The sequence below is a fragment of the Rhodococcus sp. 06-221-2 genome (genome assembly GCF_002258365.1).
Lineage (GTDB): Bacteria > Actinomycetota > Actinomycetes > Mycobacteriales > Mycobacteriaceae > Rhodococcoides > Rhodococcoides fascians.
In genome coordinates this window covers 1-12681 of record NZ_NOYJ01000032.1, presented here as the reverse complement: position 1 = coordinate 12681, position 12681 = coordinate 1, and the positions used below count along the sequence as shown (strand labels likewise).

General features: G+C 62.3%; 12 protein-coding genes. 7 read left to right on the top strand and 5 right to left on the bottom strand.

Features of this window, described 5'->3' with window-relative positions:
• Nucleotides 1-14 precede the first annotated feature (14 nt).
• The 4 genes from CH281_RS19315 (at nt 15) to CH281_RS19300 (ending at nt 5638) form a co-directional block, all read left to right on the top strand.
• On the top strand, nt 15-1613 hold the full coding sequence (locus CH281_RS19315; RefSeq protein ID WP_094695391.1) for an FAD-dependent oxidoreductase: 1599 nt from the start codon (nt 15-17) through the stop codon (nt 1611-1613).
• 171 nt (nt 1614-1784) lie between these two features.
• Complete coding sequence (locus CH281_RS19310) at nt 1785-2594, top strand: hypothetical protein (RefSeq protein WP_094695390.1); 810 nt, start codon at nt 1785-1787, stop codon at nt 2592-2594.
• 90 nt (nt 2595-2684) lie between these two features.
• Nucleotides 2685-4001 (top strand): DUF2786 domain-containing protein, encoded by a 1317-nt coding sequence (locus tag CH281_RS19305; RefSeq protein ID WP_143544840.1) that lies wholly within the window; start codon nt 2685-2687, stop codon nt 3999-4001.
• 20 nt (nt 4002-4021) lie between these two features.
• Nucleotides 4022-5638 (top strand): AMP-binding protein, encoded by a 1617-nt coding sequence (locus tag CH281_RS19300; protein WP_094695399.1) that lies wholly within the window; start codon nt 4022-4024, stop codon nt 5636-5638.
• Between the two features lie 9 nt (nt 5639-5647).
• On the opposite strand, the gene CH281_RS19295 is transcribed toward CH281_RS19300, so the two are convergent.
• Entirely contained in the window at nt 5648-7243 is a 1596-nt protein-coding gene (locus CH281_RS19295; protein WP_179274240.1) for an ABC-F family ATP-binding cassette domain-containing protein, read from the bottom strand.
• A gap of 190 nt (nt 7244-7433) precedes the next feature.
• The gene (locus tag CH281_RS19290; protein ID WP_052060508.1) at nt 7434-8111 is read right to left on the bottom strand and encodes a SanA/YdcF family protein; all 678 of its coding nucleotides are present in this window, start codon (nt 8109-8111) and stop codon (nt 7434-7436) included.
• Nucleotides 8112-8425: 314 nt separating this feature from the next.
• On the opposite strand from CH281_RS19290, the gene CH281_RS19285 reads away from it, so the two are divergent.
• A complete protein-coding gene (locus CH281_RS19285) occupies nt 8426-9799 on the top strand; it encodes a dicarboxylate/amino acid:cation symporter (protein WP_027497711.1) in 1374 nt (457 codons plus the stop codon).
• 60 nt (nt 9800-9859) lie between these two features.
• Here the strand turns inward: CH281_RS19285 and CH281_RS19280 are convergent, their stop codons facing one another.
• The 3 genes from CH281_RS19280 to CH281_RS19270 form a co-directional block, all read right to left on the bottom strand.
• Complete coding sequence (locus CH281_RS19280) at nt 9860-10255, bottom strand: hypothetical protein (RefSeq protein ID WP_094695388.1); 396 nt, start codon at nt 10253-10255, stop codon at nt 9860-9862.
• A 12-nt stretch (nt 10256-10267) separates the two neighbouring features.
• On the bottom strand, nt 10268-10825 hold the full coding sequence (locus CH281_RS19275; protein ID WP_237606539.1) for a DUF3558 domain-containing protein: 558 nt from the start codon (nt 10823-10825) through the stop codon (nt 10268-10270).
• A 73-nt stretch (nt 10826-10898) separates the two neighbouring features.
• Nucleotides 10899-11588, bottom strand: coding sequence for a DUF998 domain-containing protein (locus CH281_RS19270; RefSeq protein WP_237606246.1), 690 nt, complete (start codon nt 11586-11588; stop codon nt 10899-10901).
• 108 nt (nt 11589-11696) lie between these two features.
• Here CH281_RS19270 and CH281_RS19265 point away from each other — a divergent pair, with 108 nt between their 5' ends.
• Nucleotides 11697-12038, top strand: a complete 342-nt coding sequence (locus tag CH281_RS19265; protein WP_032406466.1) for an ArsR/SmtB family transcription factor — start codon at nt 11697-11699, stop codon at nt 12036-12038.
• A 4-nt stretch (nt 12039-12042) separates the two neighbouring features.
• Nucleotides 12043-12528, top strand: coding sequence for an SRPBCC family protein (locus CH281_RS19260; RefSeq protein WP_032406467.1), 486 nt, complete (start codon nt 12043-12045; stop codon nt 12526-12528).
• The last annotated feature ends 153 nt before the right edge of the window (nt 12529-12681 follow it).

Sequence of the window (12681 nt, the reverse complement as noted above, 5' to 3'; positions counted from 1 at the left end):
GTCAGGAACCCCACATGCCCCACGTCGTCACCCAATCATGTTGCAGCGACGCGTCGTGCGTCTACGCGTGCCCCGTCAACTGCATACACCCCACCCCCGACGAGCCGGACTTCCTGACGGCGGAAATGCTGCACATCGACCCGCAATCGTGTGTCGACTGTGGTGCCTGTGTGTCGGCCTGCCCGGTGGACGCCATCGTTCCCCAGGCCAAACTGACCGAGGCTCAACTTCCGTTCCTGACCATCAACGCCGACTTCTACAAGCAGGAGCGGCCGCCACGGCCGATTCTGGCTCCGGTCACGCCGGCCGCCTCGGTGTCGAGAGATCGCCAACCGCTCCGAGTGGCGATCGTCGGGTCCGGACCCTCGGCGATGTACGCGGCCGACGAGCTGCTCACGCAGCCGGGGGTCAGCGTCGATGTCTACGATCGGCTTCCGCAACCGCACGGTCTGGCACGCCTGGGTGTTGCACCCGACCACCAGAAGACGCGTCAAGTGTCACGGCTGTTCGAAACCATCTCGGCGCAAAAGGGATTCACCTATCACCTCGGCGTCGAGGTAGGAAAAGACGTGACGCACGACGAGTTGATGGACACCCATCACGCTGTGATCTATGCGGTCGGAGCGTCGTCGGATCGCGAACTCGGTATCCCCGGAGCCGAACTGCCCGGGCGCACGTCGGCGACCGACTTCGTCGCCTGGTACAACGGCCATCCCGATCACGCTCACCGCACGTTCGATCTGTCACACGAACGAGCGGTCGTCATCGGCAACGGCAACGTCGCACTCGACGTGGCCCGGATCCTGACCATGGACCCCGACGCACTCGCCGCGACCGACATCGCCCCCCACGCCTTGGAAGCGCTGCGCCACAGTGCCATTCGAGAGGTGATGGTCGTCGGTCGGCGTGGCGTGGCGCAATCCGCGTTCACCGTGCCCGAATTCGCGGGACTGCTGACCGTCCCCGATATCGATCTCACCGTCGATCGCAGCGAGCTCGCACTGGATCCGGTGACGGTACGACTGGCCGGCACCAACGACCTGCCTCACGCCGTCGCCCAGAAGCTGCAACTGCTGCGGCACGTCGACGAGTCACCCGAGCACATCGACGGCCGAAAGCGCGTCACGCTGCGCTACCTGCTCTCCCCCACTCGAATCCTGGGCACGGATCGGGTCACCGGGGTCGAGTTCGAGCGCATGGGTCTGACCGCCGACACCGACGATGTGGTGCGCAGTACCGCCACCGGCGAGATCGAAACGATCGACGCCGGCCTCGTCCTCACCTCCATCGGATACCGCGGCGTCGCGCTGCCGGGAATTCCGTTCGATCACGCAGTCGGCATCATCCCCAACCTCGGCGGCCGCGTCCTCGAGGAAGTGGGCGGATCCCCGTCGACCGGTACGTACGTCACCGGGTGGATCAAGAGAGGACCTTCGGGCTTCATCGGCACCAACAAGTCGTGTGCTCAGGAGACCGTCGGACATCTGGTCGACGACTTCAACGCAGGCCGCCTGACCGATCCGATCGATCTGCCGAGCGCATGGACGGCGGGCTCGGGTCGAGGGTCGCTGCGTCGCTCGAAAGACAAATTGCTGGCACTGCGCCGATCCTGACCGATCGGCTCCGACACCCCACCCGGTCGGGATCAATGCGACTGTCAGTCGTTCTGAGTGCAACAAAGCCACATTCATCCGGGCAGGGGTGAGGTTGAAGCGTCTACTATTAGGGTAGGTACTTTCATCGGCCACCGATTCGCGGCGGGCCAACACCTCGAGGAGACCGAGATGCCGGGCCTGCGTCGCATCACAGCCACAGCCGCTGTCCCATTTGTCGGAATTGCCATCGCGCTCGCGTGCGCCGCACCGGCGCAGGCCCTGCCCACACCGGGCGATCTGGCAGATGTGCCGGCGCGGACGTCGATCTCGTACGAACACGTTCCGACGGGTACGTACGTCGGCAGCGCAGAGGACAATTCGGCGCGCCCGGGGTTGTCGACGGTCAAGCTCTACATGGCCGACTACGTCGTGCGTTTCGGAGACGGTTCGCCGCGAGATCGCGACCTGGCCGCACGCATGGTCCAGGTCAGTGACGACGGTGCCGCCTCGGTACTCGACAACAAATATCCCCAGGCCATCGATTCGACGGCAACGGAGTTCGGACTCACCTCTACCTCGCGGGGCGGTTTCTGGGGCAGTTCCTACACCAGCACAGCCGACACCGTGCGATTCCTGGCGGCGAAGAAGCGAACAGACCCCGCCAGCCCGGTCCTCGGCTGGATGAACTCCGCCGCACCGGTTGCAGCCGACGGAACCGTGCAGGACTGGGGCACCCAGCAACTACCCGGCGTGACCGGTAGCAAATGGGGATGGGCCGACGACGGATCGAGCGTGGTTGCGTCCGCGTCGATCGGTGACGAATTCGTCGTGGCTTCCAACACGTATGGACCGCGCCGCTCACAGACCGACGACGTCCTGGCAGCGCTCGGCGGCGTCGAGTTGACGGCACCGCCCGCTGCTTCTCCTGTACCGAACCTTCCCGTGATTCCCGGCCTGCCGTCGGTGGAAGAACTGCTGCTGATGCTCGCTCCTCGCTGACATGTTCGAATAACTTGTCGGACCCCTCCCCTACTCTGCGATTCACCGAAAAGTTCGGGGACCACACCGGGGGACGTGGAGGGGACGACGATGAGTCGTATCGATCTGGACAGCTTTCAAAATATTCACCGCACCGGTCAAATCCGGCCGGACGCGGATCCGGTTCGCCTCGTCGAAATGGGCCTCGACTACGCCACTCGAGGGTCAGGGTGGAAGGCGTACGTTCGGCTGGTTGCAGACCGTCTCGCGAAACTCGAGTGCACGCCCGAAGTCGATCCTGCGTACGCCGTATCAGCACGGATACTCGACCACTCTGTCGACAGGTTGTTCGAGATCGGTTGGCAGCCGGCCGAACTCGCGCACGCTACTCGAAAGATGGTCGGGGGCGCGGCCGGATTGCTCGTGGTGGAGGCGGTCGCCACCCATGCGGGGCGTTCCTCTGCCCTCACCAACGCACCCGATTCCTGGCGAGAGCAACTGATCGATCTGAAAATCGATTCCACCGCAGGCGTGTCCGTCGAACGCCTCCGAAGGTGGTGTGCGAGGCCTCGGGTCTCCACGTCCGACTCCTGGAACACGGTGTTGACCGTCCTCGGTCATACGACCGCACTGGGTTCACTCGACAAGCTGGTTCCCATTCCATCGCAGTGGTCGTCGGTTCGATCCTCGCCCGCACCGTCATCGGCCCACAAGAGTGGCGTCTCGGATCCCAAGATGCTGGGCAAGATCCGGGGGTTACTGGCAAAGGCGGAGTCCACCCAGTTTCCGGCCGAGGCCGAGGCGTTTTCGGCGAAGGCTCAAGATCTCATGACCCGCTATGCCATCGACCATGCGCTGCTCGAGTCCGACAACCCGCGCGGTTCGATCGGCGACGTGACCACCCGCCGCATCTTGGTCGACAGTCCGTACTCGGAGGCCAAGTCTCTTCTCCTGCACAGTGTTTGCGAAGCAAATGGTGCCCGAACCCTGTGGTACAAGCGATTCGCTCTGGTCAACATCGTCGGGCTCGAAGTCGATCTGGATTTGTGCGAACTGCTGTTCACATCGCTACTCGTGCAGTCTTCTCGCGCACTCGACGAACTCGCCGAATCACCGGAAGCCCGAGGTCGCAGCTTCAGGAAATCTTTTCTGATCGCGTACGCCCACCGTATCGGCCAGCGCTTGCTGGAAGCTCGGGAGCGAGCTACAAAGGCGGCGTCGGAGCATCACGGTAGCGCCTTGCTGCCGATCTTGGCCGAGCGCAGCGATGCCGTGAACAAGGCATTCACGGCCATGTATCCCTCGACAACGGAGGTGCGTATCGAGGCACGCGATCATGCGGGTCGACGTGCAGGCCGTGCCGCCGCCGAACGCGCCGACCTTACCGGTGGGCGCGAACGTATCGACAAATCAGATCTGGCCTCGTAGTGCGCGCTACATTGGCTGACATGACCGGTCTGGATACTCCGCTGACACCACTTCGCTTTCTCGAACGCGCTGCAGAGGTTCATCCCCACAAGATCGCCGTAGAGGATGGTCCGCGCACCTTCACCTACGAACAGTTCGCCGCCGCCGTCACCCGGCTCGCGCATGCACTGCGCGCGTCGGGGGTCGGCCACGGCGATCGGGTGGCCTACATTGCGTCGAACTCGGCAGAGCTGCTGTTCGCGCATTACGCGGTGCCACTGGCCGGTGCCGTTCTGGTCGCGATCAACACCAGGCTCTCGCCGGACGAAGTTCGGTACATCTGCGATCACTCCGGTTCGGTTCTGTTGGTGGGTGATTCGGCACTGCTGGCCGGTCTCGGAACAGATCCCATCGCAGATTCGGTCACCGAGATCGTCGAGACCCCCTCGGTGGACGGCACGTACGACAGGCTGCCGCACACCACGCGATACGACGCGTTCCTCGAACGGGGCACGGACGAACCGATGGATTGGGAGGTCGACGACGAGACGTCGACCATCACGATCAACTACACCTCGGGCACCACCGGTCGACCCAAGGGCGTGATGTACACCCACCGCGGTGCTTACCTCAACTCCCTGGGAGAACTTCACCACCAGGGATTCGGGGTCGACACCCGATATCTGTGGACTCTGCCGATGTTCCACTGCAACGGGTGGTGCACCACGTGGGCGGTCACAGCCGCGTCCGGCACACACGTGTGCCTTCGCGGAGTGCGCGGCGACGCCATCTGGTCGGCCATCGACAACGGCGTCGATCACCTGGCCGGTGCGCCGACCGTGTTGACCACTCTCGCCACTGCTGCAGAGGCACATTCACTCGATCGACCGTTGACCATCGTCACTGCGGGAGCTCCTCCGAGCCCGACGATCATCGCCAAGATTCGAGCATTGGGAGCAACGCTCGTACACGTCTACGGCCTCACCGAAACCTACGGTCCGTATTCGGTGTGCGAGGCGAAGCAGGAATGGCTCGAACTGGACGCTGACGAACAGGCCCGTCGCTTGGCTCGACAAGGAGTCGGCATGCTCACCGCAGACCGTCTGCGCGTGGTCCGCGACAAGCCTGGCCCCAGTGGGGTTTTGATCGATGTCGAGCCCGACGGCACCGAAATGGGTGAGATCGTCATGCGCGGCAACAACGTCATGAAGGGGTATTACAACGACACAGCCGGAACGACACAGGCTTTCGCGGGCGGCTGGTTCCATTCCGGTGACCTCGGGGTGATGCATCCCGACGGCTACGTTCAGCTACTCGATCGCGCCAAGGACGTCGTCATTTCCGGCGGCGAGAACATCTCCACCATCGAGGTGGAACAGGCACTGGCGAGCCATCCTGCCGTCGCGGACGTTGCGGTCATCGGGGTGCCCGACGACAAGTGGGGAGAGCGGCCGAAGGCGTTCGTGGTGCTGGTGGCCGGCGTGGACGTCTCGGAAGCCGAGCTCGTGGCGCACGTGAAATCGGCCATCGCGTCGTACAAGGCTCCGCGCAACGTCGAGTTCATCGTCGAGCTGCCGAAGACATCGACGGGCAAGATCAGGAAGAAGGAGTTGCGCGACGCCGAGTGGGGCACGTCCGCGTCCAAGATCAACGGATAGCAACTCTGGTCACGCCATCTGCACACCGGCGATTTCGGTGACGCCGCCCTTGCCGTCGAACGACAGCTGCCGAAATGCCACCTTCTCGACGAAGAACCTGTCGTGGCTCACCAGAATCACCGCGCCGGGAAAGGCCGTCAGCGCACGTTCGAGCACCTGGGTGCTCTGTAGGTCGAGGTGGTTGGTGGGCTCGTCGAGCACGATGACGCCTGCGCCGAACAACAGGCACTGCGCCAATGCAACTCGTGCCTTCTGCCCTCCGGACAGCACGCCGATCTTCGATTTGAGATCCATCTCGGAGAACTGCAGCAACGTGAGAAAGCGGTGGACTTCCTTCTTCGTCGCCGTCAGAGCGAGACTGCCCGGCATCGCGTTGACCGAGTGTGACACGGTGTCGTCGAGATCGAGATCGGCGAGCACCTGGTTGTAATAGATGAACGACGGTGCCTTGGTCTTCCATTTGATCTTGCCACTGTCGGGTTGCTCGGCACCGACGAGAATGTCGACCAGCGTGGTCTTTCCGCATCCATTGGGTCCGGTGATGGCGATACGGTCACCGCGGTGCACGGTGAACGAGATGTTCTCGAAGAGTCGTTGCTCGCCATAGCTTTTCGAGATTTCCGTGATCTCCGCCAGGTTGTCGTGCACATGCAAACCGCCGTAGATTGCGGTGACCACCGTGTCGACCGGCCGGGGGCTCTTGCTCTTCTTGATGTTCGCCAGTCGACGTTTGAGCACTCCGCTGGGGTTCTTCACTGCTTCCTTACGATCACTGATCGCTTCTTGCTCGTAGGCCAGCAGCTGCTGTTCGTTGCTGAACTCACGTTCGAGGTTCTTGAGTCGAAACTGCTTCTGCTGCACGTATTCCGAGTAGCTACCGTCGTAGGTCTGCAGGTGATGGTTCTCGATTTCGACGATGCTGGTGACGACCTGCTCGAGGAATGCGCGGTCGTGCGAGACAACGAGTAGCGCACCGCGGAAGTCTCGTAGCCAGCGTTCGAGCCACGCGATTCCGGCAACATCGAGGAAGTTCGTCGGCTCGTCGAGGAGCAGGACGTCCGGGGCCTCGATGAGGATCTTGGCCAACGCCGCGCGGTTGCGCCAACCACCGGACAGTCGATCGACGGGGAGCTCCCGTCGTTCGGCGTTGAATCCGAGCATCGACAACACGGTGTCGATCTGTTGGTGGTAGGTCCAACCGCCACTGTTCTCCATGGCGTCGAGCAGTTCGGCTTGGCGGTCGACGAGCTTGTACATCTGCTTCTCGTCCAGGTCACCGCCCAATGCGGCCTCGACCTCGGCCAACTCGGTCTCGATTGCATGGACAGCACCGAAGAGAGATTCGAGCTCCGCTTGGATGCTGCGATCGCCGTCCAGTTCGGAGAACTGCGAGAAGTAGCCGATGCGAGCACCCTCGGTGACGTCGACGGTCCCCGAATCCGGGGTCTCTCGGCCGAGGAGAAGCTGTAGCAGGGTGGTCTTGCCCGTTCCGTTGCGGCCGATCAGACCGATGCGATCGCCGTCGGCGAGGCGGAAGAACACCTCACGCAACATCACCTTCTGGTCGTATCCCTTGGCAACGTCGTTCAAGCGAATCCAGCTCAAGCGTCCACTCCTGTAAAGCACGGGGTTCGCTGAGTCGTCGAACCGACTCGCTCACTGTAGTCGCGTCTGCGCGAACACTCCGCGTCGCCGATCAGTTGACCAGCCGCGGATCAGCTCCCCGGACTCGACATGCAGGCGCCGATCGGCGTCATACTTCCCAATCTGAGGAGCCGATCTCCCACGGGCACACTTATCGCCCTGTGATTGTCGCAAGTGAATCGTTCGGCGGGGACACGACGACTGGGTCGCGCCCTGACCACAGATCGAGAACTGCTTTGGGGCGTGCCAACAACTCTCGTGCGTAGTTCCGCACAACAGCGAGCGTGTTGCAGTCGATGCAGCCGGCAGTCACACCGTCGATCTCCAAATCCATGTCCTCGCACAGTGCGACGGCACGGGAGACATGAAGGGGTTGACTGATGATGAGTCCACGTTCGACGCCGAACGTCTCTTTCGCGCGGGCGCACGTGTCGTAGGTATCGATGCCGTGGTCGTCACCGACGATGACGTCAGGGTCGATTCCATGCTCGATCAGGTACTCGGTCATAGCCTGAATCTCGTTGCCGGACTTGCCGTCTGCATCACCGGAGACAAGGATTGCCTTGATCTTTCCTGCCTCCATCAACTGAATGGCGGTGTCGAGCCGACCGGCGAGAAAGCGCATCGGTTTGCCGTCTCGCACCTGGGCGCCGAGAACGATCCCTACCGGCGCGTCCGGTGCGTCGTCGACGTCGTAGACCTTGCCCGCCGTCGCGTACGCAACCCATCCGGCCGACGCCAGAACGACCGCGACCAGCGCGGCGACAACAGCGCACATCGCTTGTACCAGTCGCCGAACCAGTCCTCGAGGCTTTGCTGTCGTACTCATGATCTCGTTTCGTCGGCTGCGGAAAACTCAACGTAGCTCACGAAATCGGCGAACCGTCGATCGCGCAGCGCACCCTCATCGATTCCACAGTGAACCCTCAGAAGAACCCTGCCCGTCGCGGCAATTGTCGGACGAGTACCGTCTTACCAGTGAATCCGCTGCTGACCTCTCGACGCTACGTCGACTTGCGTCTGCAAGCCAGCGCTACCTGTTGACGGTCCTCTAGACCGCAACCTCTCCGTCGGGCACATCGTCCCGGTGAGCACTTTCTCGCCCACCTCTGTCGGCGTCTCTTCTTTTCGAAAGGCATAACCATGTCTGCGCCCAGCGCTACCCGTACGCGCCGTGTCCCCACCTGGGCAACCGCGTTCGGTCCACAAATCGTTGCCGGTCTCGTACTCGGTGTCGTGTTCGGGCTGATCGCTCGATCGATGCCCGACGCGGCCGACGGCAACGAAAACTGGTTGGTCGGTACCCTCTCGACCATCGGTTCGAGCTACGTCAAGCTGCTCACCGTCGCGGTCATTCCGCTGGTCTTCACGGCCATCGTCAGTTCCATCGCCAATCTTCGTGAAGTCACGAACGCTGCACGTCTGGCAATCCAGACGCTGTGGTGGTTCGCCATCACGGCGTTCATCGCGGTGATCATCGGCATCGTCATCGGTCTGGTCGCCCAGCCCGGATCGCGGACCAGCGCTGGGGCGGACTCGGCAGGAGATCCGTCCAGCGTCGGATCCTGGTGGTCGTTCCTCACCGGTTTGGTGCCGAACAACTTCCTCGCGCTCGGTGCGAAGACCACGGTTGCCGAGAGCGGTACCGCGACCACGTCGTTGAGCTTCAACATCCTGCAGTTGCTGGTGATCGCCGCTGCCATCGGTATCGCTGCACTCAAGGTCGGCAAGAAGGCCGAGCCCTTCCTCGCGTTCAACGCCTCGTTGCTGGCCATTGTCCAGAAGGTGCTGTGGTGGATCATTCGCCTCGCGCCGATCGGCACTGCTGCTCTGATCGGCAATGCTGTGGCCACCTACGGCTGGGACGCCATCGGTTCGCTCGGAGTGTTCACCGTCTCGATCTACGTCGGCCTGGCTGTTGTGTTCTTCGTGGTGTACCCGTTGATCGTTCGCGCTCATGGTCTTTCGGTGCGCGCCTTCTACTCGGGCGTGTGGCCCGCGACCCAGCTCGGTTTCGTCTCGCGATCGTCGATCGGCACTCTGCCTCTCACCGAGCGCGTCACCGAACGCAACCTGGGCGTGCCGCGTGAGTACGCCTCGTTTGCGGTACCGCTCGGGGCGACGACGAAGATGGACGGTTGCGCGGCAATCTATCCCGCCATCGCAGCACTGTTCGTCGCGCAGTTCTACGGTATCGACCTGACCATCACCGACTACCTGCTGATCATCGTCGTGTCTGTGATCGGTTCAGCGGCAACAGCAGGAACGACAGGCGCGACGGTGATGCTGACTCTTACGCTGTCGACCTTGGGACTGCCTCTCGCCGGCGTCGGCCTGCTGCTCGCAGTGGAACCGATCGTCGACATGGGCCGTACCGCGGTCAATGTCACCGGCCAGGCTCTGGTGCCGACCATCGTCGCCAAGCGGGAAGGCATCTTGAATCTCGAGCGCTACAACGCTCCGCGAAACGGCGATCCCTTCGTCGACGAGGAAGCCGAAGTGGAACTGGCTCGCTAGCAGGACGTTTCGAGCGACCGATCCCGACGACCGAGCAACTGGGTCGTCGGGATTTTTCGTCTATCGCGGTGGCGACAGCGCTTCGACCGATGCCGCGGTAGCACTGTCCACGGCCTCGACACTCGCGAAATTGTGTCGAAAGAACTCGCGCATGGTCTTGATGATCTCGATCTGCTGCTTGATCACAAAGCGAGCGGAGCCTTCTTCGCCGACAGCAAGGCGATGGAATTTGGCTCCGAGTTGTTGGGCTGACGGCAGATTGCCAAAAGCTTCAGGCCTCGACAGACCATTGGTCATCTCGAGCATCCTGGACAGGTCGAGCAAATAAATCTCGCATGCCCTGTCACACCGCTGGGCAACGTCCGATTCGACCGAGAGCTCGCCTGCGGAGGCTCGGTCCCGCAGCATCTGCCAATGAATGAGGTTGTCGGTGAGTCCGAACGATCTGTCGGTCATGCGTCTACTTCCTCACTTCGGTAGGTGCAGCTCGAGCTCGATTGCGTGCTCCATAACCTCTTCGCACGGATCACCCAAGGTGTCTTCTGAACCAATCGTGTCCACCACGAAAATGATCAGATTTCCGTTCACGTCAAGTGCGATGTCACATCCAGTTGGCGGGTTTCCTTGGTAGTCGGAGTTGTATTGAACTGCGTCACGCGAGCCGACCTGGACTGAGAGTTGCCGCTCGTTCTGTGGACTACGCAGATACTCGTCGATCGAGTTGATCGACGACATGACGGACAGGTAGTGCCAGGCCTCCGGCCCTCGTGCATCCCACGTGCAGTTCTTCCAACCCGGGTATGTGGTGATTCCTGCGAAGTCCGGCCGTTCCGTACTCACGTCCAAGCCGCTTGCTGTCACCGCAGATTTCGGGATAGTGCATGGATCGAATGGCTCTCGTGGACCCGGTGTCACCGCCGACGTGGATGTGTCCTCGCTCGCGACCGGGCTTCCATCTGTCGAGCCGACGCATCCCGTCAGCAACAGCACCGCGCTGCACGCCACAGCAATTCGACGTCCGGACATCACACGCATTCATCCAACCTCTCGACGCCGACGGCACTGACAGGTTGGACGCACGCAACGCGCGATCGGTTCCCTAGACGGGCTGCGAGGCCTCGATCTCCTGTGACTTCACGGAAGCAGGACTCCTACGTTCGGCTGCCCACACCCACAAGGCCAGCGAGATCAATGCGATCACTTCGGCAACGACGAGCACGCGCTCCACGTAGCCGAGGGTGACCACCCGATACCAGGGTCGCGTGCCGACGGCACCGACAACGAGTGCGTATGCGATCGGGAGCAGCGTGCAGACGGACAGCAGGCTCAGCCACAGTGTCGTTCGTGCCCGGACAGTCCATGGCCCCTGCCGAATCCAGGGCCGCGAGAACGCGAAGACCGCGACGGGGATGCTGACGAACGCCACTGCGGCACCGAGTCGGTGGATCGTCCCGCCGAGGCTCAGCGACGCGTCGTTCGACCAATCCTGCTTCGGCACGGCGACAACGGCAACAAGGCCGATCGTCCACAGCATCAGACACAAGGACGCTACCGAGGTGGGTCGGGTGAGCCGTTGTCGCACCGCGGCCAGCAGAGTGAAAGCAGAACCCAACGCGAGCAGGACGACCCCGATCGAGAACACCCACTGCTGTGCGCCGAGTCCGTATTCACTGATCGTGCGCCGAAGGTGCGAAGGCGTCTGCCATGCAGTGTGAGCATCGAGAACCAGAACGACCAGCGCTCCCAACGCGATCGACACGGTGCCGACCTCGGCCGGACGTATCGACACGAAGACCCCTCTCCCGGACGACGTCGGTCGCGTCCGACCTCCATGGTGCCCGAACCGTTGCTCGAACCCCCTTGACGGAGAATCCAGGGAGGCATAACGTACAACCAAATGGTTGTAGATGAGATGAAGGAAGCAGAAATCGACCGCCTCTTCCAGGCGTTCGCCGACACGACGCGGCGCGACATCGTGACGAGAGTGACGGACCGCGAGCACTCGGTATCCGAACTGGCCTCTCACTACGCCATGAGTTTTGCCGCTGTACAGAAGCACGTGGCGGTTCTCGAACGCGCTGCGGTTGTCACCAAGCACAAGCGCGGCCGGGAGCAGATCGTGCAGGTTCGGTTGGACACCATCGCTCGAGCACGGACCGTACTCGATGCCTACGAAGAGATCTGGCGACATCGCATCGACCGGATCGACGAGATACTCGGCGAAGACCCGAAGGGATAGCACCATGCCGTTCATCAGCTCATACAAGGACGCGGAGAACTTGACCGTAACGCTGGTCGCCGAGTTCGACGCGAAGGTCGACCGCGTATGGCGGATCTGGTCGGACCCTCGACAGCTCGAACGATGGTGGGGACCACCGACGTGGCCCGCGACCTTCGAGAGCCACGACTTCGTGCCGGGCGGTAAAGCGTCGTACTACATGACCGGCCCCGAGGGCGAAAAGGCCGCTGGCTGGTGGATTTTCACCGACATCACCGAGCCGACGACGCTCTCGTTCGACGACGGGTTCGCCGACGACTCGGGCAACCCGTCGCCGACGATGCCAGTCACTCACGCCACCGCGATTCTCGATGATCTCGACGGCAGAACGCGTATGACCATTCGGTCGCGCTTCGACTCCCTCGACCAGCTCGAACAACTCGTTGAGATGGGCATGGACGAAGGTATGGCCTTGGCACTGGGCCAGATCGACGCCATCGTTGCCGATTGATCGTTGTGCGCGGAAACTCGGTCTCTGCTACGAGTTTCCGCGCACATGCGGCGAAGCCGCTCTCATATGGAGGTCGGCCTGTCAACGACGGCATGGTGAAGCGGTGGCACGCACCGTCGTGTGTGCCACCGCTTCCTGTTGCCGGGATGGTGA

Bases quoted from the DNA above. Each gene is read 5' to 3' on its own strand.
- CH281_RS19290 (WP_052060508.1), bottom strand. From the start codon at position 8,111: ATGAGTACGACAGCAAAGCCTCGAGGACTGGTTCGGCGACTGGTACAA.
- CH281_RS19275 (WP_237606539.1), bottom strand. From the start codon at position 10,825: ATGTCCGGACGTCGAATTGCTGTGGCGTGCAGCGCGGTGCTGTTGCTG.
- CH281_RS19300 (WP_094695399.1), top strand. From the start codon at position 4,022: ATGACCGGTCTGGATACTCCGCTGACACCACTTCGCTTTCTCGAACGC.
- CH281_RS19280 (WP_094695388.1), bottom strand. From the start codon at position 10,255: ATGACCGACAGATCGTTCGGACTCACCGACAACCTCATTCATTGGCAG.
- CH281_RS19305 (WP_143544840.1), top strand. From the start codon at position 2,685: ATGAGTCGTATCGATCTGGACAGCTTTCAAAATATTCACCGCACCGGT.
- CH281_RS19265 (WP_032406466.1), top strand. From the start codon at position 11,697: ATGGTTGTAGATGAGATGAAGGAAGCAGAAATCGACCGCCTCTTCCAG.
- CH281_RS19315 (WP_094695391.1), top strand. From the start codon at position 15: ATGCCCCACGTCGTCACCCAATCATGTTGCAGCGACGCGTCGTGCGTC.
- CH281_RS19285 (WP_027497711.1), top strand. From the start codon at position 8,426: ATGTCTGCGCCCAGCGCTACCCGTACGCGCCGTGTCCCCACCTGGGCA.
- CH281_RS19310 (WP_094695390.1), top strand. From the start codon at position 1,785: ATGCCGGGCCTGCGTCGCATCACAGCCACAGCCGCTGTCCCATTTGTC.
- CH281_RS19260 (WP_032406467.1), top strand. From the start codon at position 12,043: ATGCCGTTCATCAGCTCATACAAGGACGCGGAGAACTTGACCGTAACG.